This window comes from Polaromonas sp. SP1 (genome assembly GCF_003711205.1).
GTDB lineage: Bacteria > Pseudomonadota > Gammaproteobacteria > Burkholderiales > Burkholderiaceae_C > Polaromonas.
Genome location: NZ_CP031013.1, coordinates 1,629,744 through 1,652,198, shown reverse-complemented (window position 1 = coordinate 1,652,198; position 22,455 = coordinate 1,629,744). Strand labels below are relative to the sequence as shown.

Genomic DNA, 22,455 nt, shown 5'->3' with positions numbered 1-22,455 from the left:
GATGACCGTCGCCCCCACCGTCCGCCCAGAGACCCTCCCCGCCGCCGGGCCGGCAGCGTCGGACTATTCACGGTTCGTGCAGCGCGTTCGCCGCCGTTATGCCGGCCACCTTCCTCTTTTGCCCCCAGGCGCGCCCGTGCGCGCCACCATGCAGGCCGCCCTTGACGGGCTTTTGGCGCAAGGCCTTGAAATCGGGGCCGCACTGCGGGTCGTGCGCCAGCTGGTCATGGAGCGCCTGGTGGTGCTCGATTGCGACGGTGCTTGCGAGAACCAGGCGCCTCTCGTGGTGGTGACACGCGCCATGACCGAGCTCGCGGAACTGGCGCTCGATGTCGCCATGGTGGAGTCCGGCCGGGTGCTGGATGCCCTGCATGGCGCGCCGCTGGCTCCCGATGGAACGCGCGCCCGCATGTGGGTGGTGGGCATGGGCAAGCTGGGCGCACGCGAGCTCAATGTCTCCAGCGACATCGACCTGATTTATGTGTATGACCACGACGGCGAGACGGCCGGGCGCAGCGACGGCCGCGGGCAGATCACGAACCACGAGTACTTCGCGCACCAGGTCAAGGCGGTCTTCAGCCTGATCGGCGACTCGACGGAACATGGCTTTGTCTTCCGGGTGGACCTGGCGCTTCGGCCCAATGGCAGTTCCGGGCCTGCCGCCGTTTCGCTCAGTGCGCTTGAAGAGTATTTCCAGGCGCAGGGCCGCGAGTGGGAGCGCTTTGCCTGGCTGAAAAGCCGGGTGGTGGCGCCGCTGGAGTGCGTGCAGAGCGGCGCTGCACAGGCCTTGCGCGGCCCGGTGTTGCCTTTCGTGTTCAGGAAATACCTGGACTACAACGTCTTTGACGCCCTGCGCATCCTGCACCGGCAGATCCGGGAGCATGCGGCAAAACGCTGCGCGGGGCACCCGGAGCGCGCCAACGACGTCAAGATGTCGCGCGGCGGCATACGCGAGATCGAGTTCACCGTGCAGTTGCTGCAGGTGGTGCGCGGCGGGCAATTTCCCGAGTTGCGCACGCGCCCGACGGTCGACGCCCTGCAGCGCGTGGCACGCGCGGGCCTGATGCCGCAGGAGACCGCCGATGCGCTGGCGCGCGCCTATGACTTCCTTCGCAAGGTGGAGCACCGCATCCAGTATCTGGACGACCAGCAGACCCATGTGCTGCCCACGCGCGATGACGACCTGGCCTGGATCGCCGAGACACTGGGTTACGGCAACTGCTGCCCTTTCCTCAGCGAGCTCGATGCCCACCGCGAACTGGTGGCCGGCGAATTTGACAAGCTGCTGGGCGGCAAGGCCGACTGCAAGGGCTGCAACGGCAAGGCGGCCAAGGCGGTTCCGCAGCAGCTTGACGACCTGCTGGCCCAGCTGTCGGAGCAATGGCCGGAGAAATTCCGCGAGCGCCTGACGCTGTGGCGCCAGCACCCCCGCGTCCTCGCACTGAAAGAAGAGTCGCGCGCGCGCCTGACACGGCTGGTGCAGCGCACCGCCACCTGGCTCGCCGAGGGCGCCGTGACCGAAGAAGCGGCCATACGGATCATCGACTGGATCGAGCCGCTGCTCAGGCGGGAGAGCTACCTGGCGCTGCTGCTGGAGCGCCCCGCCGTGCACGAACGCCTGCTGCGCCTGCTGGGCGCGGCCAAGTGGCCCGCGCGCTACCTGCTGCAGCACCCCGGCGTGATCGACGAGCTGGCCAGCGACGAGCTGCTCAAGGAACGTTTTGACGGCGTCGCCTTTGCCCGCGACCTGCGGCAGCGGCTGGCCGCGCTCAAGAGCACTGGCGAAGACGATGAGGAAACCTGCCTGAACCTGCTGCGCCGCGCGCACCATGCCGAAGTGTTTCGCACGCTGGCGCGCGACCTGGAAGGCGTGCTGACAGTCGAGCAGGTGGCCGACGACCTGAGCGCGCTGGCCGAAGCCGTGCTGAGCATCACCACCGACTGGTGCTGGCAACGCCTGAAAAACCGGCACCGCGAGACACCGCAGTTCGCCATCATTGCCTACGGCAAACTGGGCGGGAAGGAGCTGGGTTACGGCAGCGACCTGGACATCGTGTTCGTCTATGAAGACGACGATGAGCGCGCGCCCGAGGTTTATGCGGCTTTTGTGCGCAAGCTGATCAACTGGCTGACCATCAAGACCAGCGAAGGCGACCTGTTCGAGATCGACACGGCCCTGCGCCCCAACGGCAACTCGGGCCTGCTGGTCACGAGCTTTGACGCCTATACCCGCTACCAGCAGCAGCGCGGCAGCAACACCGCCTGGACCTGGGAACACCAGGCCATGACACGTGCGCGCTGCGTGCAGGGCGATGATGCGCTGCGCCAACGTTTTGACCAGGTGCGTGAATCTGTCATCACCGCGCCGCGCGACAGGGCGGCGCTGCGCAACGAGATTGTTGCGATGCGCGAGAAAGTGCGCAACGCGCACCCCATCAAACGCGCGCATGTCCCGCATCTGGCAGACGGCGCCCCCGCGCTGGCGCCCGAGCCCGAAAAATTCGACGTCAAGCATAGCCCCGGCGGCATGGTGGACGCCGAGTTTGCCGTGCAGTTCCTGGTGTTGTCGCAGTCTGCGCAGCACCCCGAGCTCATTGCCAATGTCGGCAACATTTCCCTGCTGCAGCGCGCTGAAGCCGCCGGCCTGCTGCCGCCCGGCGTGGGCCAGCGGGCGGCCGGCGCTTACCGCGAACTGCGGCGCGTGCAGCATCGCGCACGCCTGAACGAAGAGCCCACCCAGGTCACCCCGCCGGCGCTCCAGGCCGAGTGCGACGCCATCCAGGCGCTCTGGGTGTCGACCTTTAAGTCAATCGACTGATTTAATTCAATCAAACGTTTGATTCATGTGCTTTAATGCGGCACATGAATGCCGACCCTCGTCCAAAAACCCCCTTGCGCCCCGCCGCCCCCGAAGGCGAAGCCCGCAAGCAGCGCTCCGACGGCGCCCACGCCAGGGCCCATTTGCTGCACGCGGCCCTGCGGCTGTTCTCCGAAAAGGGCTTTGCCAAAACCTCCATCCGCGACATCGCCCAGGCCGCCGGCGCCAACGTGGCGGCCATCAGTTATTACTTCGGCGACAAGGCCGGGCTGTACAAGGCCGTCTTCACCGAGCCGCTGGGCAGCGCCCGCGACGACATCGCGCTGTACGACCAGCCCCACTTCACCCTGCACCAGTCGCTGGAAGGTTTTTTCTCGGGCTTCCTGGAGCCGCTGCGCCAGGACGAACTGGTGCAGCTGTGCACCCGGCTGCACTTTCGCGAGATGCTGGAGCCCACCGGCCTCTGGGCCGAAGAAATCGACCAGGGCATCAAACCCGCGCACGCGGCCCTGGTGAAGGTGCTGTGCCGCCACCTGGGGCTCACCAAAGCCGACGACGATGTGCACCGGCTGGCCTTTTCCATCACCGGCCTGGCGATCCACATGTTCATCAGCCGCGAGGTGGTGGACGCGATCCGGCCCCAGCTCTTCGGCGCGCCTGACGCCGTGGAGCAGTGGGCTGTCAGCCTGGTGGCTTACGCCGAGGCCATGGTCGCCGTCGAAGCGTCACGGCGAAAACATGCTTCCGATCATCCTGCGGCAGCCAGGCCGCGCCAGAAAACTGCACACCATGAATAAGCCTGATGTACGGCGCAAGCCTTCCCGCCTGCTGGCACTGAGCTGCGCGCTGCTGCTGGCCGGCTGCGCCACGGTAGACACGTCCCACCAGACGCCGCCGGCCCCGATGCCGGCGCAGTGGCAGGCGCCTTTGCCGGCCGCCAGCACCACCACGGCGGCCTTGCCCCACGGCGGCAGCCTGGCAGGCTTGTCCCAATGGTGGCAGCAGCAAAACGATCCCTTGCTGGTGGAGCTGATCATGGCCGGCGAGGCGGTCAATCCGGACGTCTCCACGGCGCGCTCCAACATTGAACAGGCGCGGGCTTCGCGCGTGGCCTCCGGCGCGGCGCTGCTGCCCACGCTGGACGCCGTGGCCAGCGCCAGCCGCGGGCGCTCGGCGCCGATCAACCGCGCCGCGACACCGCCTATCGCCACCACCCTTGAAGCCGGCCTGCAGACCACCTGGGAAATCGACGTGTTTGGCCAGTACGCGGCGAGCCGGGACGCCGACCAGCAGCGTTTTGAGGGATCGCAGGCGACCTGGCACGCGGCGCGTGTTTCAGTCGCCGCCGAAGTCGCCACGCAGTACTACAGCTATCGCGCCTGCGAGAAATTGCTGGACGTCTCCCGCGCCGACGCCGCTTCGCGCGCCGAGACCGCGCGGCTGTCGGACCTGAGCACCAAGGCCGGCTTTACCGCGCCCGCTACCGCGGCATTGGCCCGGGCCAGCGCCGCGGAAGGCCACGCCAACGCCATCCAGCAGCGCGCGCTCTGCGACCTGGACATCAAGGCGCTGGTGGCGCTGACGGCGGTTGACGAGCCCGCCCTGCGGCAAAAACTGGCCAGCGCGCCCGTGGACCTGACGCGCGAATCCGCGGCGCCCGTGATCAGCGTGCCGGCCGAGGTGCTGGCCCAGCGGCCCGACATCTTCAACGCGGCGCGCGAGGTCGACGCCGCCCATCTCGAAGTGGGCAGCGCCCGTGCGCAGCGCTTTCCGCGCCTGAGCCTGAGCGGCTCCATCTTCACCACCAAGAGCCGCACCAGCGCCTCGACGCAGCGCTTTGACACCTGGACCGTCGGGCCGCTGCAGCTGACGATCCCGCTGTTTGACGGCGGCGCCAGCGAAGCCAACGTGGAAGCCGCCAAGGCGCGCTACGAAAACGCCGCCACGCAATACCGGGCCAGCGTGCGCAAGGCCGTGCGCGAAGTCGAGGAAGCATTGGTCAACCTGCAAAGCACCGCCGAGCGCAACGAAGACGCCCTGGTGGCCGCCCAGGGCTACCGCGCCTCCTTCACCGGCACCGAAGCGCGCTACAAAAGCGGGCTGGCCAGCCTGGTCGAACTTGAAGACGCGCGCCGCACGCTGCTGGCGGCGCAAAGCGCCGTGGTCACGCTGCAGCGCGACCGGCGCGCCGCCTGGGTGGCGCTGTACCGCGCGCTGGGCGGCGGCTGGACCACCGCCGAGCCGGCGGTGCCGCCGCTCGTCTCGGACGCCCAGGCCCCGCTCACCCCTGCCGCCATCACGGCCCCCTGAAGCCCCGCCACACGCCCGCCCCTTCACAGACCCGCAAGAACATTGCCCATCCACCGCACACCATGCCTACATTCAAACTCAAGCCCCTTGCTATCGCTTTAATAGCTGCAACCCTAATAACCGTAGGGGCTGTGGCCATTTTTCTCTTAAAGTCTGAAGCCAAGCCCGAGGCGAAGGCCGATGCCAAGGCGACGTCCAAACCGGCGCTTACCGTTGCGACGGCCTTGCCGGTTCAGGTGAACCTGCCGGTCAAACTCAGCGCCAACGGCAATATCACCGCCTGGCAGGAAGCGGTGATCGGCTCCGAATCCAACGGCCTCAGGCTGGTGCAGGTGCAGGCCAACGTGGGCGACCAGGTCAAGGCCGGGCAGGTGCTGGCGGTGTTTTCAGGCGACAGCGTGCAGGCCGACACCGCCCAGGCCCGCGCCAGCCTGATCGAAGCGCAGGCCAACGCGGCCGACGCCGCCGACAACGCCGCGCGCGCGCGCACGCTGGCCAGCTCCGGCGCCCTGAGCGAGCAGCAGATCAACCAGTACAACACCGCCGAGCAGACCGCCAAGGCGCGCGTCGAGGCGGCCAAAGCCGTGCTGGACGCCCAGCAGCTGCGCGGCAAAAACACGCAGGTGCTGGCACCCGACAGCGGCGTGATCTCGGCGCGCACCGCCACCGTCGGCTCCGTCGTGCCCCAGGGCACCGAGCTGTTCAGGCTGATTCGCGGCGGGCGCCTGGAGTGGCGCGCGGAAGTCACCTCCGCCGAGCTCGGCCGCATCAAGGCCGGCACGGTGGCGACGGTCGTCGCGGCCAGCGGCGCGCAGCTCAAAGGCAAGGTGCGCATGATCGCGCCCAGTGTCGACCCGCAAACCCGCGCCGCGCTGGTGTATGTCGATTTGCCGGTCTCCGCCGGCATGGCGTCGCCGGCCAAGGCGGGCATGTTTGCCCGCGGCGATTTTGAACTGGGCTCCACGCCGGCGCTGACCGTCCCGCAACCCGCGGTCGTCGTGCGCGACGGCTTCAACTACGTGTTCAAGCTCAATCCCGACAACCGCATCAGCCAGCTCAAGGTACAGACCGGCCGGCTGGCCGGCGACCGGCTTGAGATCACGTCGGGCCTGGCGGCCGACGCCCGCGTGATCGTGAGCGGCGCGGGCTTCCTGAACGACGGCGATTTGGTGCGCGTCAGCGATTCAGTGCCAAATACGACTCCAGCCAGCGCCAGCTCTGCACCTGTCGCTACAAAATAAGGAGCATTCCAGATGAACGTCTCCTCATGGTCGATCAAAAACCCGATCCCCGCGGTCATGCTGTTTGTGCTGCTGACCTTCGCCGGCATGCTGTCGTTCAAGGCCATGAAGGTACAGAACTTCCCCGACATCGACCTGCCGACGGTGACGGTGTCCGCCGCGCTGCCGGGCGCCGCCCCGGCGCAGCTTGAAACGGAAGTGGCCCGCAAGCTCGAGAACTCCATTGCCACGGTGCAGGGCCTCAAGCACATCTACACCAAGGTGCAGGACGGCGGCGCTACCATCACCGCCGAGTTCCGCCTCGAAAAACCGGTGCAGGAAGCCGTCGACGACGTGCGGGCCGCCGTGGCCAAGGTGCGCGGCGAGTTGCCGGCCGACGTGCGTGACCCGGTCGTCACCAAGATGGACCTGGCCGGCCAGCCGGTGCTGGCCTTCACCATCCGCTCGCCGCGCATGGACGACGAAGCCCTGTCCTGGTTTGTCGACAACGACATCTCCCGCAAGCTGCTGTCGGTGCGCGGCGTGGGCGCCGTCAACCGCGTGGGCGGCGTTTCGCGCGAGGTGCGCATCGCGCTGGACCCGTCGCGCCTGCAGGCGCTGGGCGCGACGGCCGCCGATATTTCTCGCCAGTTGCGCCAGGTGCAAACCGAAAGCGCGGGCGGCCGCGCCGACCTGGGCGGCAGCGAGCAGCCCATCCGCACCATGGCCACCGTCAAGTCCGCCGCCGAACTCGGCAGCATGGAGCTGGCGCTGAGCGACGGCCGGCGCATCCGCCTGGATGAAGTGGCCACCGTGAGCGACACCACGGCCGAGCCCCGCGCCGCCGCCCTGCTCGACGGCAAGCCGGTGGTGGGCTTTGAGGTGTCGCGCAGCCGCGGCGAGAGCGAAGTAACCGTGGGCGCGGCCGTGCAGGCGGCGCTGGCCGAGCTCAAGCTGCAGCACCCCGATGTGGAGCTCACCGAGGCCTTCAACTTCGTGAAACCGGTGCAGGAGGAATACGACGGCTCCATGCACCTGCTCTATGAGGGCGGCATCCTGGCGGTGCTGGTGGTGTGGCTCTTCCTGCGCGACTGGCGCGCCACCTTTGTCTCGGCCGTGGCGCTGCCGCTGTCGGTGATCCCGGCGTTTATCGGCATGCACATGCTCGGCTTTTCCATCAACGTGATCACGCTGCTGGCGCTCTCGCTGGTGATCGGCATCCTGGTGGACGATGCCATCGTGGAGGTCGAGAACATCGTGCGCCACCTGCGCATGGGAAAAACGCCTTACGAAGCCGCCATGGAAGCGGCCGATGAAATCGGCCTGGCGGTGGTCGCCACCACCTTCACGCTGATCGCGGTGTTTTTGCCCACCGCCTTCATGAGCGGCGTGGCCGGCAAGTTCTTCAAGCAGTTCGGCTGGACGGCTTCGCTGGCGGTGTTCGCCTCGCTGGTGGTGGCGCGGGTGCTCACGCCCATGATGGCGGCCTACATCCTCAAACCCATCGTCGGCGACCACAAAGACCCGGGCTGGATGCGCTTTTACATGCGCTGCGCGGCCTGGTGCATGAAGCACCGCAAGACGACCATGGCAGCGGCGACGCTCTTTTTCTTCGGCTCGGTGGCGCTGATCCCCCTGCTGCCCACCGGCTTCATCCCGCCGGACGACAACTCGCAGACGCAGGTCTACCTGGAGCTGCCGCCCGGCGCCACCTTGACGCAAACCAAGGCTTCAGCAGAACACGCGCGCCAGCTCATCAGCAAGGTCGAGCACGTGAAAAGCGTCTACACCACCATAGGCGGCGGCGCCGCCGGCGGCGACCCGTTCGCCATGCAGGGCGCGGCCGAAACCCGAAAGGCCACGCTGACGGTGCTGCTCGACGAACGCACCGAACGGCCGCGCAAGCAGGGCATCGAAAACAAGATGCGGGCCGCACTCGAAGCCGTGCCGGGCGTGCGCAGCAAGGTGGGCCTGGGCGGCTCGGGCGAGGCCTACATCCTGATGCTCACGGCCGAGGATTCCAACGCCTTGCTGGCGGCGGCGCTTGCCGTCGAGAAAGACCTGCGCACCATCCCGGGGCTGGGCAATATTTCGTCCAGCGCCAGCCTGGTCAGGCCTGAAATCGCGATCAGGCCGGACTTCGCCCGCGCCGCCGACCTCGGCGTGACCAGCGCGGCCATGGGCGAGACGCTGCGCATCGCCACCGTGGGCGACTATGAAGAATCGTTGCCCAAGCTGAACCTGTCGCAGCGGCAGGTGCCCATCGTGGTGAAGCTGGACGATGCCGCACGCAAGGATTTGAGCGTGCTGGAGCGCCTGACGGTGCCCAGCGTGAAGCCGGGCGTGGGGCCGGTGATGCTGGGCCAGGTGGCCACGCTGGAAGTGGCGGGCGGGCCGGCCATCATCGACCGCTACGACCGCTCGCGCAATGTGAAGTTTGAAATCGAACTCTCGGGCCGCGCGCTGGGCGACATCACCGAAGAGGTCAAGCTGCTGCCGGCCATCAAGAACCTGCCCGCGGGCGTGCGGGTGGTGGAAGTCGGCGACGCCGAGGTCATGGGCGAGCTGTTTGCCAGCTTCGGCCTGGCCATGCTGACCGGCGTGCTGTGCATCTACATCGTGCTGGTGCTGCTGTTCAAGGACTTCCTGCACCCGGTGACGATTCTGGCCGCCCTGCCGCTGTCCCTGGGCGGCGCCTTCGTCGGCCTGCTGATCGCACAGAAGAGCTTTTCCATGCCTTCGCTCATCGGGCTGATCATGCTGATGGGCATTGCCACCAAAAACTCCATCCTGCTGGTGGAATACGCCATCGTCGCGCGGCGCGACCACAACCTGTCGCGCTGGGATGCGCTGCTGGACGCCTGCCACAAGCGGGCACGGCCCATCATCATGACCACGCTGGCCATGGGCGCCGGCATGATGCCGATCGCCCTGGGCTTCGGCGCGGCCGACCCGAGCTTTCGCTCGCCGATGTCGATTGCCGTCATCGGCGGGCTGATCACCTCGACCGTGCTCAGCCTGCTGGTGGTGCCGGCGGTGTTTACCTATATCGACGACCTGGAGCACCTGATCAAGCGCATGACGGCACGGCTGCGCGGGCACCGGGGTGACGAAAAAGCCCCGGAAATCCCGGCCGTGGAGTCCTCCACCAAATAGAGGAGACACCGGCGGCGCGTCAAAAGGCGCCGCACCGTGTGATTTACGGCGTTTTGAGGGGATTTAGACGCCTGGGACCATGGGAATTTTGCCGGTCAGAGTAGTAGGCTGGCTTATACTCGTGGGTTCAGCTTTACATTTCTTCACATGTCAAAACGCGTACTGCTTTCGGGCGCAACCGGCCTGATTGGCGGCGAGTTGATGCTTCTTCTGGCCGCGCGCGGCGTCTACAGCACTGCTGTGGTGCGCGCCGCCGATTCGAACCAGGCCCGTGCCCGCCTCCTCGAACGCCTGCAAAAAAGCGTTTTATGGAAACCCGAATTTGCCGAGATGGTGTCCGCCGAAGCCGGCGACGTCATCGAACCCAACTTTGGCCTGAGTACGGCCGTCCTGCAATCGGCCGACGTGATCCTGCACTCGGCCGCCAGCACCTCGTTCAAACCGGGCGCCGGGGTTTACCCTATCAATATCAAGGCGGCCGAGAACTTCTCCAGCATCCTGAAGAACCTGACGCCCTCCCAGCGCGGCTTCTTTGTCGGCACGGCGGCGGTCACGACCGAGCCGCGCGGCGTCATCACCGAAGACATGCCCTTTGCCGGCTATGCCAACGACTACATCCGCTCCAAGCGCGACGCCGAAACCCTGCTGCGTGCCGCCGGCAGCCCTTTTGTCAGCCTGCGTCCCGGCATCGTGCTGTCGCGCGGCATTGACGACGCCAAGCTGTCGCGCAACATGCTGTGGTCGATTCCCGTGATGGCCGAGCTCGGCGATGTGCCGCTGGACCCACTGGCCAGGCTCGATTTCGCGCCAGTGGACTTCATCGCCGGCGCTTTTGCCGAGATGCTGCTCAAGGACACGCTGGCACACGACTGCTACCACGTGTCAACCGGCGAAGACTCCATGACGTTCAAAGCACTGGCCGACGAATTGACGGCCACGATGCCGGGCATCGGCAAGCTGGTGATGCGGGGGCGCGACTACGTGCCAACACCCAAATTTGCCCGCCAGCGATGGATGTTCGACGCACTGCAACCCTATTTGCCTTTTTTGACAGCCGACGCGGTGTTCAGCAACGCCCGGTTGCGCACAGAAATCGGCGCGGCGGCCGTTGCGCCGGCGCCGGTCAGTTATTTAGGGGAGCTGTTGGGAACGTTCAGCCTGTCGGATGCAGTCCGGCAGATGTACACGCCTTGAGGCACAAAAACAACGCCACCGCTTTTGTAAAATGACCTTGAGGTCTGAACAATCGCCAATCGTCGGCTTGTCATGGCGATGGTGGGACAATGACGCTTTGCATACATACGTACTGGTTGGGTGATGAATTCTGATTTGATCAATCTTTTTGCCGAGACATTTGGCATCAGCGAAGACAAACTGCTGCCGGATGCGACGCTGGAAAGCCTGGGGCTCGACTCGCTGGCGGTCATCGAATTCCTGTTCCAGATCGAAGACCAGTTCGGCATCCAGATTCCCGACCAGGCCAACCCGCCCCGCACCCTTGCGGAAATGGTCCAGCTGATCGAGCCTTTGCTGCCGGCGGGCAAACCAGCCGCCTGAGCCCCTGGCGGGCCCTCCAGGACACCCCATGCGTCGTGTTGCCATTACGGGTCTGGGCGTCATCTCCGCCGTCGGCACCGGCACTTCAACTTTCTTTGAATCGCTGCTCTCGGCCCGCTCCGGCATCCGGGCCGTCGACATCGCCTTTCCCACGGGCACCGAAAGTGTGCTCGCGGGCTCCATTGATTTCGATCCCGACCCCCATTTCCCGCGCGCGCGCCTGTTGACCATGGACCGCGTCAGCCAGTTCGCGCTGGTAGCCGGCCGCGAAGCCATGGCGCAAGCCGGGCTGCTTGCAGAGGCCGGCACATTGCCAAACGACCTCAACCCCGAGCGCTTTGGCGTGTCGCTGGGCACGGGCAGCGGCGGCGCCGGCTCCACCGAAGCGGCCTACACCTCATTGCTCGAGCAAAAAGTCGCGCGCCTGCGCCCCATGACGGTGGTGCTGGCCATGAACAACGCCATTGCCGCCCATGTCTCCATGGAGTTCGGCCTCAAGGGCCCGAGCAGCACGGTCTCCAACGCCTGCGCATCGTCGGCCACGTCCATCGGCGAGGCCTTCCGGCAAATTCGCCATGGTTACGCCGACGCCATGCTGGCCGGCGGCTCCGAGGCGCTGCTGAACCGCGGCACCATCAAGGCCTGGCAGGCCATGCACACGCTGGCCAGGCCCCATGCCGACGGCCCTGAAACATCCTGCCGTCCGTTCTCCATCGACCGCAGCGGCCTGGTGCTGGCCGAAGGTGCGGCCATGCTGGTCCTGGAAGAATGGGAAAGCGCCAAACGGCGCGGCGCCAACATCCTCGCCGAGCTGTGCGGCTACGCCTCAACCACCGACGCGCACCACCTGACACAGCCCGACGCCCAGGGCCAGGCACGCGCCATGACGCTGGCACTCGAAGACGCCAAGCTGCAGGCTTCCGACATCGGTTACCTCAATGCCCACGGCACCGCGACCGATGTCGGTGACGTGGTGGAAACCAGCGCCATCAAGCTGGCCTTCCAGGACCTGGCCGCGCGCCTGCCGATCAGCTCCAGTAAAGGCGTGCATGGGCACGCGATGGGCGCGGCGGGTGCGATGGAATTCATTGCCAGTCTGATGGCCTTGCGCGCCGGGCAGTTGCCGCCCACCGCCTTTCTGCACAACCCCGACCCGCGCTGCGATCTGGACTACCTGCCGCTCGCGCCGCGGGATGCCAAAGGCCTGCGCGCCGTGATGTCCAACTCATTTGCGTTCGGCGGTTCCAACGCCGTGCTGATCGCCAAAACCGCCTGACGCCGCAGGCGGTGCCGGCCCCGGGTTACGCCGACCGGATTTTCTTGACCAAAGCCGTTGTTGAATACCCGTCCACAAACGGAATCGCCTGCGCACGGCCGCCATAAGCCTTGACCACCGCCGTTTCCGCGAGCTTGTCCATGTCGTAGTCGCCCCCCTTGACCAGCAGGTCGGGCTGCAATTCAGAGATCAGCTCGAGCGGCGTGTCCTCGTCAAACCAGGTGACCATGCTCACCGACGCCAGCGCGGCCATCATGATGGCGCGGTCCTCCTGGTTGTTGAGCGGCCGGTCCGGGCCCTTGCCCAGGCGCCGTGCCGACGCATCCGTGTTCAGCGCCACCACCAGGCTGCCGCCCAGCGCGCGCGCATGGGCCAGGTAGGTCACATGGCCGCGATGCAAGACATCAAACACGCCGTTGGTGAAAACGATGGGCTTGGGCAATGCGGCCAGCCGCTGCGGCGCCTCCTCGCGAGACGCGATTTTTTGCAGGAACTGGGGCGGCGGGGGGAGGGTGGTCTCGCTGGGCATCACACCACTTTACCGGAAGGCCTGGGCGACGATTTCCACCAGCAGGCCACCGTCCAATTGCGCACCCACCACCGCACGTTGAGGCCAGGCGGCGCTGTCGTCGCCGATCCATTGCCGCCAGACCGGGTCCAGCTGCTTTTTGTCTTGAAGGTCTGCCAGAAAAATCTGCACGCTCAGCAAACTGGCGCGCGAAGCGCCCACATGCGCCAGGTGCCCGTCGAGCATCACCAGCGTCTGCGCGAGCTGCCCGGCAAAATCCAGCGAAGCATCGCTGGCATTGGCCACCGCGAACACCTGCGCGCCGCGGGCGACCACCCGGCTTCGACCGCCCGAGGCACTCGGCCAGCGGACGTCTTGCATCAAGCCCCTGTGGGCGCCGGTTTGGCGGCGATGGACTCGGCCAGCTCTTTGCCGACTTCCTTGCGGTAGCGGTTCAGCTCCTGCACAGTCTTGAAGCTCTGGTTCATCAGCAGGCTCAAGTTGTGCAGGATGCGATCAACCACTTTGCCTTCCCACACAGCGTCAAATTTGATCTGCGTGTCCAGCCAATGCTCCAGCCACTCGGGGTTGGGCAGGCGGCTCTGGATGGTGTCGCGCGGGAACAGGCTTTTGTTCACGTGAAGGTTGGTCGGGTGCAGCGCCTGCGCCGTGCGGCGCGCGCTGGCCATCAGCACGCCGACCTTGGTGAAGGCGGATTTGGCTTCATTGCCGAAATTGTTGATAGCCCGCTTCATGTAGCGCAGGTAGGCGCCGCCATGGCGCGCTTCATCCTGGCTCAGTTGGGTGTAGATCTGCTTGATGACGGGCTCGGTGTGCCATTCGCTGGCGCGGCGGTACCAGTGGTTCAGGCGGATCTCGCCGCAAAAATGCAGCATCAGGGTTTCCAGCGCGGGCGCCGGCTCAAACTCAAAGCGCACTTCGTGCAGCTCTTTTTCAGTAGGGGCCAGGTCGGGGCGGAAGCGCTTGAGGTACTCCATCAGCACCAGCGAATGTTTTTGCTCTTCGAAGAACCAGATCGACATGAAGGCCGAGAAATCGCTGTCGTCCTTGTTGTCGCGCAGGAACATTTCGGTAGCCGGCAGGGCGGACCACTCGGTAATGGCGTTCATCTTGATGGTCTGGGCCTGCTCGTCGGTCAGCTTGGCCGGGTCAAAACTGGCCCATGGGATATCCTTGTCCATGTCCCAGCGGACGGATTCAAGTTGTTTGAACAGTTCGGGGTAAAGCATATGAACTCCTTCGCAATCGAATACGCAGATAAATCTGCCTTGGATGCCCTCCCGGTGCATCCTGGGTACTAGCGCGATTTTAGGCGGGGAATGTGACAACTTGCGACTTGACGGCAATTTACCGGCAAATCAGGATATTTCGACCCTCATTCCGGCATGTTCACCTACCCGAGGCTTCGTTTTGGGCCCTGTCCACTGTCAAGGCGGGGCTGAATCCAGCCGGCGGCACGCTGCGTATTCACTGGGCGGGCATGACCCGCGCCGACCGGCTTGTGCCGGGGCAACAAGAACGACAAAATGAAATACGCCTTTCACCTAACTGTCCGCGAGTTCGCCCATGCCTGTCTGCACGCCCAAAACCCTCCTGCTGAGCACGCTGTGCTGCGCCGCGCTGCTGGCAGCCCACCCGGGCGCGCTGGCGGCCAACCCCGCCACACCGGCGCCCGCAGCCTGCCCCAGCCTGTTGCAGCAGGACTTCCTGCGCCTGCAGGACGAAAAACCCCAGTCGCTCTGCCAGTACAGCGGCAAGGTGGTGGTCGTGGTCAACACCGCCAGCTTCTGCGGATTCACCGGCCAGTACAAAGGGCTGGAAGCGCTGCATGCCAAATACAAGGACCAGGGCCTGGTGGTGCTGGGCTTCCCCTCCAACGACTTTTCGCAGGAAACCGGCAGCAACAAGGAAATTGCCGATTTCTGCGAGAACACTTTCGGCGTGAAATTCCCGATGTTCACCAAAACCAGCGTGACGGGCAAGGATGCCAATCCGCTCTTCAAGCAACTGGCAGCCAAAACGGGCACCACGCCGCGCTGGAACTTCTACAAGTACGTCATCGCGCGGGACGGCACCAGCGTCACCAGCTTCAACTCCATGGCCGACCCGGCCAGCGGGGCGTTGCTCAAGGAGATCCAAAAACAGCTGGCCGCGACGCCGCCCCGTTAGCCCAAGGGCCGTTAACAAAAATTTACCTGGGGGGCCTTTTATTTCAGGGAACTACCCTGCAGTTGTGCTCTCATACCTTTGCAAGCGCGATATGCCCTCAGGGGCAGCGCTGGCAAAAAAACAGTTTCATTGTTGCGAAGCCTTCTGAGCCGATCCGGTTCAGCTGCAATCCCGGGGCGCTCCTCCTCCTCCCTCCCTCCCTCGTTCGCGCCGGGGCGCTTCGCAGCATTTTTATATTCCAGCCGGCAGGGCCCCGCGCATGAGCGGCGCGCCCTTGCGTGTAGCGGTCATCGGCTCCGGCATCTCCGGGCTTGCCGCGGCCCACAGCCTTCACGGCCTGGCCAACGTCACCGTGTTTGAAGCGGGCAGCTATTTCGGCGGCCATACCCACACAGTCGACATCACCCTGCCCACTGCCAACGGGCCGGTCACGCACGGCGTGGACACCGGCTTTCTGGTGTTCAACGAACGCACCTATCCGCGCCTGATCAAGCTTTTTGCCGAGCTCGGTGTGGCAACCGCCCGCTCCGACATGTCGTTTTCCGTCAAGGTGCCGGGTGCCGGCCGAGGCGGCACAGGCCTGGAATGGAGCGGCTCCAGCCTGAGCAGCGTGTTTGCCCAGCGTGGCAACCTGGCCAGCTGGAAATTCCTGCGCATGCTGGCCGACATCGTGCGCTTCAACCGCATCACCACCCGGCTGGCCGAATCAGGCGCCGAAGCCGCCATGGCGCAGCCGCTGGGCGATTTCCTGCAGGCGCAAAAATTCTCGGCCGAATTCCGCGACTGGTACTTCCTGCCCATGATGGGCTGCATCTGGTCCTGCCCGACCGACCAGATGCTGCGCTTCCCGGTGGCCACCATGATCCGGTTTTGCCACAACCACGGCCTGCTCCAGATCACCGACCGGCCGCAGTGGTGGACGGTGCAGGGCGGCGCCCGTCATTACGTCGAGAAAATCATCGCCCGGATTGAAGACAAGCGGCTGAACACGCCGGTGCGCCGTATCGAGCGCGACGCGGCCGGCGTGAACGTGGTCACCGACAGCGGCGCCGAGCGCTTTGACAAGGTGGTGCTGGCCACGCATTCCGACGAATCGCTGGCCCTGCTGGGCGAGCCGAGCAGCACCGAAAGCCAGGTGCTGGGCGCCATCCGCTACCAGGCCAACCGCGCCGTGCTGCACACCGATGCCTCGGTGCTGCCCAGCCAAAAGCTGGCCTGGGCGGCCTGGAACTACGAACGGGCTCAAGACGCCGGCCACGAATCCACGCGGGTCTGCCTGCACTACCTGCTGAACATGCTGCAGCCCCTGCCTTTTTCACAGCCTGTGCTGGTGTCGCTGAATCCGGTGCGGGACATCGCCCGTACCCACATCATGGGTGAATTTGACTATGCACATCCGGTGTTCGACCTGGCGGCGATACGCGCGCAGCGGGACGTGCCTGCCCTGCAAGGCCAGTTTCACACCTATTTCTGCGGCGCCTGGACGGGCTACGGCTTTCACGAGGACGGCCTGAAGTCGGGCCTGCACGCCGCCAGCCTGCTGCTGCAGGGCGCGGGGGTTACCGCATGAACACCGGCGCGCCTCAGCCCCTGATCGGCTTCGGCCAGGTCCGCCACACACGCCTGCGCCCGGCCCGCAACGCATTCGAATACCCGACCTGCTTTCTGATGCTGCCGATGCGCAGCCTCAAGCAGCACGGAAGCGGCATGCTGGCGCGCAACCGCCCGGCGGCCATCAGCTTTTTTGACAAGGACCACGGCGACGGCGGAAACGACGCCCTGGCCTGGCTGGACGCCATGCTGCTGCGCGAAGGCGTGGAAGACGCGGCCGGCGAGGTCTGGCTGCACGCCTACCCGCGCGTGCTGGGCTACACCTTCAAGCCGGTGAGTTTCTGGTACTGCCACCGCACCGACGGCGCCCTGCGCGCCATCGTGGTGGAGGTCAACAACACTTTTGGCGAGCGCCACTGCTACCTGCTCGACGCGCCGCAGTACGGCCAGGAGCTCAAGGCCGACAAGGTGTTCCACGTCTCGCCGTTTTGCACGCTGGAGGGCGGCTACCGCTTTCGCTTCCTGCACATCGACAACGACGGGCTGAAAAAAACCGTCGCCCGCATCGACTACGACGACGAGGCCGGCCCACTGCTGGAGACCAGCGTGAGCGGCACGCTCGAGCCCATCACCGCCGCCAGCCTGCGCAAGGCCGTATGGGGCCATCCCGCGATGACGCTGGCCGTGATCGCCCGCATCCACTGGCAGGCCTTTAAGCTGTGGCTCAAGCGCGTGCCCTTTGTCCGCAAACCCAAACCCCCTGAAATCTTTGTGACGCGATGAACACACTCAACACCTCCCCTGCCGCACAAACATTTTCCCTGCCCGGCGACGCGCCCAGCGCCGCCCGCACCGCCCTGAAGATGCTGCTGCGCCTGAAACACGGCACGCTCACGGTGCGCCTGCCCGACGGCTCGCTGCAGCGCTTCGGCTCGGGCGGCGCGCCCACGGCCAGCCTGCATTTGCACAACTGGAATCCCTGCAGCGCAGCGCTGCGCTCGGGCGACATCGGCTTTGCCGAAAGTTATATCGCCGGCGACTGGACCACGCCGCACCTGACCGAACTGCTGCAGGTCTTCATCCTCAACCGCAAGGAGGTGGAAGACGCGATTTACGGCAGCTGGCTGGGCCGCCTGGCCTACCGCATCAAGCACCTGCTCAACCGCAACACCAAGGCCAACAGCCAGAAGAACATCCACGCCCACTACGACCTGGGCAACGCCTTTTACGAACTGTGGCTGGACGGCACGATGAACTACTCGTCGGCCATTTTTGCCACGCCCGACACCACGATGGAAGAAGCCCAGCACGCCAAGGTGCGCCGGGCGCTCAACATGGCGCAAGTCAAGCCCGGCGACCGTGTGCTCGAGATCGGCTGCGGCTGGGGCGCGCTGGCCGAGATGGCTACGGCCGAGTTCGGCGCCTCGCTCGTCGGCGTGACACTGAGCACCGAGCAACTGGACTGGGCCAGGCAGCGCATGGCACGCCTGGGCACAGCGCCCCTTGCCGACCTGCGCTTGCAGGACTACCGCGACATCGGCAAGACCACGCCGGACGCGCCCTTCGACGCCGTCTGCTCCATCGAGATGGTGGAGGCCGTGGGCCGCGAATACTGGCCGGAATATTTTCAAACTGTTCACCGCCTGCTCAAACCCGGCGGCCACGCCTGCATCCAGAGCATCGTGATGGCCGACGAACTGTGGGAGCGCTACATCACTTCGACCGATTTCATCCAGCAGTACATCTTTCCGGGCGGCTGCCTGCCTTGCCCGCGTGAGTTCCGCGCGCAGGCCGACGCCGCAGGCTTTGACGTGGTCGATGAATTTGCTTTCGGCCAGGACTACGCGCGCACGCTCAGGCTCTGGCGCGAGGACTTCATGGCGCAGGAATCGCGCGTGCTGCAACTCGGTTTTGACAAAAGGTTTATCCGCATATGGGAGTTCTACCTGAGCTACTGCGAGGCCGCCTTCGCAGAGGCCAACACCAGCGTGGTGCAGTTCACGCTGCGCAAGCGCTGACACGCGCGGCGATCGCCACAGCCGCGACAACCGGCCTGCTGCTGGCGTTTTGCGCGGGTGCGGCGCTGGCGCAATCGCCTGCGCCGGGCGCCAACACGCCCGGCGCTATCGCCACGGATGCGGATCCTTCCGACATCCGCCCCGAGCTGAAAGAAGCGCTGCCGCAAGGCCGCCTGATCGGCAAGGGCCGCCTCACGGTGTGGGGCTTTCAGGTCTACGACGCGCGCCTCTGGGCGCCTGCCGGTTTTGGCGCCGCCAGCTATGCCAGCCAGCCGCTGGCGCTGGAACTGGCCTACCTGCGCGCCTTTGACGCCGTCGACGTGGCCGACCGCTCGCTGCAGGAAATGCGCCGCAGCGTGGCCATCGGCGATGCCCAGGCGGCCCAGTGGAAGGCCGAGATGCTGCGCGTGATTCCCGATGTCAAAAAAGGCGACCGCATCATGGGGGTGCACCGCCCCGGCGTGGGCGCGGCTTTCTGGGTCAACGGCAAAGCCAACGGCGAAATCCGCGATGCGGAATTCGCCAAGCTCTTTTTCGGCATCTGGCTGTCACCCAAAACCTCCGAACCGAAACTGCGCGAGACCCTGCTCACCGGAGGCGGCGGATGACACCGGCGGCCGTAGACGCCTTCGGCGCGCGCAACGGCCTGGCCTATGGCCTGCTGGGCCTGCCGCTGGCCTTTGTGGCGCTGCCGCTGTACGTCATCCTGCCCAACCACTACGCCCGCGAATTCGGCGTGCCGCTGGCCACGCTGGGCGCGATCCTGCTGGGCGCGCGATTGTTCGATGCCTTCATCGACCCGCTGCTGGGCCGCCTGAGCGACCGGCTGTTTGCACGCTCGGCCCGCGCGGTGTTGATGCTGGGCGCGGTTGCCGCCTTACTGCTGGCGCTGGGCTTTGCCTTGCTGTTTTTCCCCTTGGTGACGGGGCCGGCGGCGCTGGCGGCCTGGGCGGCAGTGATGCTGGTGCTGACCTACGCGGCCTACAGTACGCTGAGCATCTCGCACCAGTCCTGGGGCGCCATGCTGGGCGGCAACGAGGCCGAGCGCAGCCGCATCGTCGCCTGGCGTGAAGGCCTGGGCCTGGCCGGTGTGGTGCTGGCTTCCGTCACGCCCGTGGCGCTGGGCTTGCCGGTGACCACTGGCGTGTTTTTTGTCGCCCTGGCGGCCGGCTGGCTGGCGTGGTCGCGCGCGGTGCGGCCGGTGGCGCGCGCGCATGCACAAGCCGCGAGCCCTGCGGCGATCTGGCTGCCGTTCAAGTCGGCCGCGTTTCGCCGCCTGCTGGCGGTGTTCATGCTCAACGGCATTGCCAGCGCCGTGCCCGCCACGCTGGTGCTGTTTTTCATCCAGGACCGGCTGCAGGCGCCGCGGCAGATGGAGCCGCTTTTTCTGGGCAGCTATTTCCTCGCCGCCGCGCTGTCGATGCCGCTGTGGCTGGCCATCGTCAAACGCCTGGGCCTGGCGCGCACCTGGCTGGCCGGCATGCTGCTGGCGATCGCGGTGTTTGGCTGGGCCACGCAGCTGGGCGCGGGCCAGGTGGCCGCGTTCACCGTGGTGTGCGCGCTTTCGGGCGTGGCGCTGGGCACCGACCTGGCCCTGCCGGGTGCGCTGCTGGCCGGTGTGGTGCAAGCCAACGGGCAATCGGGCCAGTCTGAAGGCGCGTACTTCGGCTGGTGGAATTTCGCGACCAAACTCAACCTGGCGCTGGCCGCCGGGCTGGCCTTGCCGCTGCTGGGCGTGTTCGGCTATGCGCCCGGCGTGCGCGACGCGGCCGCGCTCGATGCGCTGGTGATCGCTTACTGCGTGCTGCCCTGCGTGCTCAAGCTCGCGGCCGCGGCGGGCCTCTACTTTTTCATTCTTCCTTCGCCTACGTCACCCCTTCCTGAAAGAGTCACGCCATGAAACGCTTTTCGCATCGCCTGGCCGCCATGGCCTCCACCTTGCTGCTGTGCATCACGTTGGCAGCCTGCAGCAGCCCGCAAATCAACGACTACGCCGCCGAGCAGCCGGTGCTGGACCTGCGCCAATACTTCAACGGCACGGTCGATGCCTACGGCGTGTTCACCGACCGCTCGGGCAAGGTCGTCAAGCGCTTCACGGTGGTGATGACCTGCAGCTGGCAGGGCCCGCCGGGCGCAGAGACCGGCGTGCTCGACGAAGCCTTCACCTATTCAGACGGCACCAAAGACCGCCGCGTCTGGACGCTCAAGCGCGGCGAAGGCGGCCGCTACATCGGCACGGCGGCCGACGTGGCGGGTGAGGCGGTTGGCCAGGAAAAGGGCAACACGTTCCGCTGGGGTTACACGTTGAAGCTGCCGGTTGACGGAAAAGTGATCGAAGTGCAGTTCGATGACTGGATGTATTTGATGAACGACAAGGTCATGCTGAACAAGGCAAAGATGAGCAAGTTCGGTTTCGGGCTGGGCGAAGTGACGCTCTCGTTCGTCAAACGCTGAAACAGGCGCCCGGAGGTTTATGCATGAAATCGGCCTCCAGCCCAATCGCCACCTTGACTTATAGCTCCTGAATTGATAGCAAAGATCCGCACACACCAACAGATAGCCACACCATGTCCCTGAATCCCCCCATCGCCCAATGGCGCGGTAAAACCGTCTGGCTGGTCGGCGCGTCCAGCGGCATCGGCCTGGCCACAGCCGAGGCCCTGCATGCCCAGGGCGCGCGCGTGTTTGTATCGGCGCGCAATGCGGCGGCGCTGGACGCCTTCACCGCGGCGCACCCCGGCGCTACCAGCCTGCCGCTGGATGTGACCGACCCCGCGGCGGTGAGGGCTGCCGCGCAGCTCGTACTCACCGCCGGCCCGCTGGACCTGGTGCTGTATTGCGCCGGCTACTACCAGGCGCAGCGCGCCACGGACTACAAGCTGGCCGAAATGCTGCGGCACGACGACATCAACTACCGCGGCGCGCTGCATGTGCTGGACGCCCTGCTGCCCAACCTCCTGGTGCGCAAGGCCGGCCACATCAGCCTGATCAGCAGCGTGGCAGGCTACGGTGGCCTGCCCCAGAGCCTGGCCTACGGGCCGACCAAGGCGGCGTTGAACAACCTGGCCGAGACGCTCTACATGGATTTGAAAGACAGCCATATCGGCGTGAGCCTGATCTGCCCTGGCTTTGTGGAAACGCCGCTGACCGCCGGCAACCACTTCACCATGCCCGCGCTGATCACGCCGGCGCAGGCGGCCGCGGCCATCTTGCAGGGCTGGGAAGCGGGGCGCTTTGACATCCACTTCCCCAAACGCTTCACCCTCTGGATGAAAGCGCTGCGCCTGCTGCCTTACCCGGCCTATTTTGCGGCCGTGCGCAAGTTCACCGGGCTGTAAGCTCTGGCCTTATGAACGAGCCCGAACCTTCCAGCCCCCGTGCAGCCGCAGCGCGCATCGCCGCCTTCTACGAAACGCTGAGCCCGCAAAGCCTGGCCCAGCTCGATGCCTTCTACACACAGAACGCCTGGTTCAAGGACCCGTTCAACGAAGTGCGCGGCATTGAAGAATTGCGCGCCATCTTTAGCCACATGTACGACGCGCTGGAGCAACCGCGCTTTGTAGTCACGGGGAACCTGGTCGACGGCGACCAGTGCTTCCTGACCTGGAACTTCGAGTTCCGCTTCAAGACCTTTGACAAGGGCACCCTGCAAACCGTGCGCGGCGGCTCCCACCTGAAGTTCACCGCCGCCGGCCTGGTCGACTACCACCGCGACTACTGGGATGCGGCCGAGGAGCTGTATGAAAAGCTGCCGTGGGTGGGTGGGCTGATGCGGTGGTTGAAAAAACGGGCGAAGCAGTGAGCCGCTATTTGCGCGCCCGAGCCAGCTCGCCGGCGGCCCAGGCGACCTG

At 65.8% G+C, this 22,455-nt stretch carries 20 protein-coding genes; 17 read left to right on the top strand and 3 right to left on the bottom strand.

The features are described from left to right. Position 1 precedes the first annotated feature (1 nt). From glnE to DT070_RS07855, 8 genes are all read left to right on the top strand, one after another. On the top strand, positions 2-2,818 hold the full coding sequence (gene glnE, locus DT070_RS07890) for a bifunctional [glutamate--ammonia ligase]-adenylyl-L-tyrosine phosphorylase/[glutamate--ammonia-ligase] adenylyltransferase (protein ID WP_122954898.1): 2,817 nt from the start codon (positions 2-4) through the stop codon (positions 2,816-2,818). A gap of 44 nt (positions 2,819-2,862) precedes the next feature. Then, on the top strand, positions 2,863-3,615 hold the full coding sequence (locus DT070_RS07885; protein ID WP_122954897.1) for a CerR family C-terminal domain-containing protein: 753 nt from the start codon (positions 2,863-2,865) through the stop codon (positions 3,613-3,615). After that, positions 3,608-5,128: an efflux transporter outer membrane subunit gene (locus tag DT070_RS07880; RefSeq protein WP_122954896.1), complete on the top strand. Its 1,521-nt coding sequence runs from the start codon at positions 3,608-3,610 to the stop codon at positions 5,126-5,128. The genes DT070_RS07885 and DT070_RS07880 overlap by 8 nt, the downstream gene beginning before the upstream one ends. Before the next feature lie 62 nt (positions 5,129-5,190). Then, a complete protein-coding gene (locus DT070_RS07875; protein ID WP_122954895.1) occupies positions 5,191-6,369 on the top strand; it encodes an efflux RND transporter periplasmic adaptor subunit in 1,179 nt (392 codons plus the stop codon). Positions 6,370-6,381: 12 nt separating this feature from the next. Then, positions 6,382-9,504 (top strand): efflux RND transporter permease subunit, encoded by a 3,123-nt coding sequence (locus DT070_RS07870; protein ID WP_122954894.1) that lies wholly within the window; start codon positions 6,382-6,384, stop codon positions 9,502-9,504. Positions 9,505-9,651: 147 nt separating this feature from the next. Then, positions 9,652-10,698, top strand: coding sequence for an SDR family oxidoreductase (locus tag DT070_RS07865; RefSeq protein WP_122954893.1), 1,047 nt, complete (start codon positions 9,652-9,654; stop codon positions 10,696-10,698). Between the two features lie 123 nt (positions 10,699-10,821). Next, the gene (locus tag DT070_RS07860; RefSeq protein ID WP_122954892.1) at positions 10,822-11,061 is read left to right on the top strand and encodes an acyl carrier protein; all 240 of its coding nucleotides are present in this window, start codon (positions 10,822-10,824) and stop codon (positions 11,059-11,061) included. Positions 11,062-11,089: 28 nt separating this feature from the next. After that, on the top strand, positions 11,090-12,337 hold the full coding sequence (locus DT070_RS07855; protein WP_122954891.1) for a beta-ketoacyl synthase: 1,248 nt from the start codon (positions 11,090-11,092) through the stop codon (positions 12,335-12,337). 25 nt (positions 12,338-12,362) lie between these two features. On the opposite strand, the gene rfaE2 is transcribed toward DT070_RS07855, so the two are convergent. From rfaE2 to DT070_RS07840, 3 genes are read right to left on the bottom strand one after another with little or no spacing between them, the layout of a single operon-like run. Continuing rightward, positions 12,363-12,866: a D-glycero-beta-D-manno-heptose 1-phosphate adenylyltransferase gene (gene rfaE2, locus DT070_RS07850; RefSeq protein WP_122954890.1), complete on the bottom strand. Its 504-nt coding sequence runs from the start codon at positions 12,864-12,866 to the stop codon at positions 12,363-12,365. Positions 12,867-12,875: 9 nt separating this feature from the next. After that, positions 12,876-13,226: a Rid family hydrolase gene (locus DT070_RS07845; RefSeq protein WP_122954889.1), complete on the bottom strand. Its 351-nt coding sequence runs from the start codon at positions 13,224-13,226 to the stop codon at positions 12,876-12,878. After that, the gene (locus DT070_RS07840) at positions 13,226-14,095 is read right to left on the bottom strand and encodes a ferritin-like domain-containing protein (RefSeq protein WP_122954888.1); all 870 of its coding nucleotides are present in this window, start codon (positions 14,093-14,095) and stop codon (positions 13,226-13,228) included. Before DT070_RS07840 ends, DT070_RS07845 begins: the two co-directional genes overlap by 1 nt. A gap of 337 nt (positions 14,096-14,432) precedes the next feature. Between DT070_RS07840 and DT070_RS07835 the strand changes: the two genes are divergently transcribed. The 9 genes from DT070_RS07835 (at position 14,433) to DT070_RS07795 (ending at position 22,406) form a co-directional block, all read left to right on the top strand. Next, entirely contained in the window at positions 14,433-15,035 is a 603-nt protein-coding gene (locus tag DT070_RS07835) for a glutathione peroxidase (RefSeq protein ID WP_122954887.1), read from the top strand. Between the two features lie 259 nt (positions 15,036-15,294). Then, on the top strand, positions 15,295-16,605 hold the full coding sequence (locus DT070_RS07830; protein ID WP_369973930.1) for an NAD(P)/FAD-dependent oxidoreductase: 1,311 nt from the start codon (positions 15,295-15,297) through the stop codon (positions 16,603-16,605). Beyond that, positions 16,602-17,369 carry a DUF1365 domain-containing protein gene (locus tag DT070_RS07825; protein ID WP_122954886.1) on the top strand — a complete coding sequence of 256 codons (768 nt, stop codon included), beginning with the start codon at positions 16,602-16,604 and terminating at the stop codon, positions 17,367-17,369. Before DT070_RS07830 ends, DT070_RS07825 begins: the two co-directional genes overlap by 4 nt. Continuing rightward, positions 17,366-18,604, top strand: a complete 1,239-nt coding sequence (locus DT070_RS07820; protein WP_122954885.1) for a cyclopropane-fatty-acyl-phospholipid synthase family protein — start codon at positions 17,366-17,368, stop codon at positions 18,602-18,604. Before DT070_RS07825 ends, DT070_RS07820 begins: the two co-directional genes overlap by 4 nt. Then, complete coding sequence (locus DT070_RS07815) at positions 18,520-19,212, top strand: chalcone isomerase family protein (RefSeq protein WP_122954884.1); 693 nt, start codon at positions 18,520-18,522, stop codon at positions 19,210-19,212. The genes DT070_RS07820 and DT070_RS07815 overlap by 85 nt, the downstream gene beginning before the upstream one ends. Then, the gene (locus DT070_RS07810; protein ID WP_122954883.1) at positions 19,209-20,504 is read left to right on the top strand and encodes an MFS transporter; all 1,296 of its coding nucleotides are present in this window, start codon (positions 19,209-19,211) and stop codon (positions 20,502-20,504) included. Before DT070_RS07815 ends, DT070_RS07810 begins: the two co-directional genes overlap by 4 nt. Further along, positions 20,501-21,058, top strand: a complete 558-nt coding sequence (locus DT070_RS07805; protein ID WP_122954882.1) for a DUF3833 domain-containing protein — start codon at positions 20,501-20,503, stop codon at positions 21,056-21,058. The genes DT070_RS07810 and DT070_RS07805 overlap by 4 nt, the downstream gene beginning before the upstream one ends. Before the next feature lie 113 nt (positions 21,059-21,171). Then, positions 21,172-21,942, top strand: coding sequence for an SDR family oxidoreductase (locus tag DT070_RS07800; RefSeq protein WP_122954881.1), 771 nt, complete (start codon positions 21,172-21,174; stop codon positions 21,940-21,942). A gap of 11 nt (positions 21,943-21,953) precedes the next feature. Further along, on the top strand, positions 21,954-22,406 hold the full coding sequence (locus DT070_RS07795) for a nuclear transport factor 2 family protein (protein ID WP_122954880.1): 453 nt from the start codon (positions 21,954-21,956) through the stop codon (positions 22,404-22,406). The last annotated feature ends 49 nt before the right edge of the window (positions 22,407-22,455 follow it).

Bases quoted from the DNA above. Each gene is read 5' to 3' on its own strand.
- DT070_RS07825 (WP_122954886.1), top strand. From the start codon at position 16,602: ATGAACACCGGCGCGCCTCAGCCCCTGATCGGCTTCGGCCAGGTCCGC.
- DT070_RS07805 (WP_122954882.1), top strand. From the start codon at position 20,501: ATGAAACGCTTTTCGCATCGCCTGGCCGCCATGGCCTCCACCTTGCTG.
- DT070_RS07860 (WP_122954892.1), top strand. From the start codon at position 10,822: ATGAATTCTGATTTGATCAATCTTTTTGCCGAGACATTTGGCATCAGC.
- DT070_RS07875 (WP_122954895.1), top strand. From the start codon at position 5,191: ATGCCTACATTCAAACTCAAGCCCCTTGCTATCGCTTTAATAGCTGCA.
- DT070_RS07815 (WP_122954884.1), top strand. From the start codon at position 18,520: ATGGGAGTTCTACCTGAGCTACTGCGAGGCCGCCTTCGCAGAGGCCAA.
- glnE (WP_122954898.1), top strand. From the start codon at position 2: ATGACCGTCGCCCCCACCGTCCGCCCAGAGACCCTCCCCGCCGCCGGG.
- DT070_RS07885 (WP_122954897.1), top strand. From the start codon at position 2,863: ATGAATGCCGACCCTCGTCCAAAAACCCCCTTGCGCCCCGCCGCCCCC.
- DT070_RS07855 (WP_122954891.1), top strand. From the start codon at position 11,090: ATGCGTCGTGTTGCCATTACGGGTCTGGGCGTCATCTCCGCCGTCGGC.
- DT070_RS07880 (WP_122954896.1), top strand. From the start codon at position 3,608: ATGAATAAGCCTGATGTACGGCGCAAGCCTTCCCGCCTGCTGGCACTG.
- DT070_RS07835 (WP_122954887.1), top strand. From the start codon at position 14,433: ATGCCTGTCTGCACGCCCAAAACCCTCCTGCTGAGCACGCTGTGCTGC.
- DT070_RS07840 (WP_122954888.1), bottom strand. From the start codon at position 14,095: ATGCTTTACCCCGAACTGTTCAAACAACTTGAATCCGTCCGCTGGGAC.
- DT070_RS07810 (WP_122954883.1), top strand. From the start codon at position 19,209: ATGACACCGGCGGCCGTAGACGCCTTCGGCGCGCGCAACGGCCTGGCC.
- DT070_RS07820 (WP_122954885.1), top strand. From the start codon at position 17,366: ATGAACACACTCAACACCTCCCCTGCCGCACAAACATTTTCCCTGCCC.
- DT070_RS07845 (WP_122954889.1), bottom strand. From the start codon at position 13,226: ATGCAAGACGTCCGCTGGCCGAGTGCCTCGGGCGGTCGAAGCCGGGTG.
- DT070_RS07830 (WP_369973930.1), top strand. From the start codon at position 15,295: ATGAGCGGCGCGCCCTTGCGTGTAGCGGTCATCGGCTCCGGCATCTCC.
- DT070_RS07865 (WP_122954893.1), top strand. From the start codon at position 9,652: ATGTCAAAACGCGTACTGCTTTCGGGCGCAACCGGCCTGATTGGCGGC.
- DT070_RS07795 (WP_122954880.1), top strand. From the start codon at position 21,954: ATGAACGAGCCCGAACCTTCCAGCCCCCGTGCAGCCGCAGCGCGCATC.
- rfaE2 (WP_122954890.1), bottom strand. From the start codon at position 12,866: ATGCCCAGCGAGACCACCCTCCCCCCGCCGCCCCAGTTCCTGCAAAAA.
- DT070_RS07800 (WP_122954881.1), top strand. From the start codon at position 21,172: ATGTCCCTGAATCCCCCCATCGCCCAATGGCGCGGTAAAACCGTCTGG.
- DT070_RS07870 (WP_122954894.1), top strand. From the start codon at position 6,382: ATGAACGTCTCCTCATGGTCGATCAAAAACCCGATCCCCGCGGTCATG.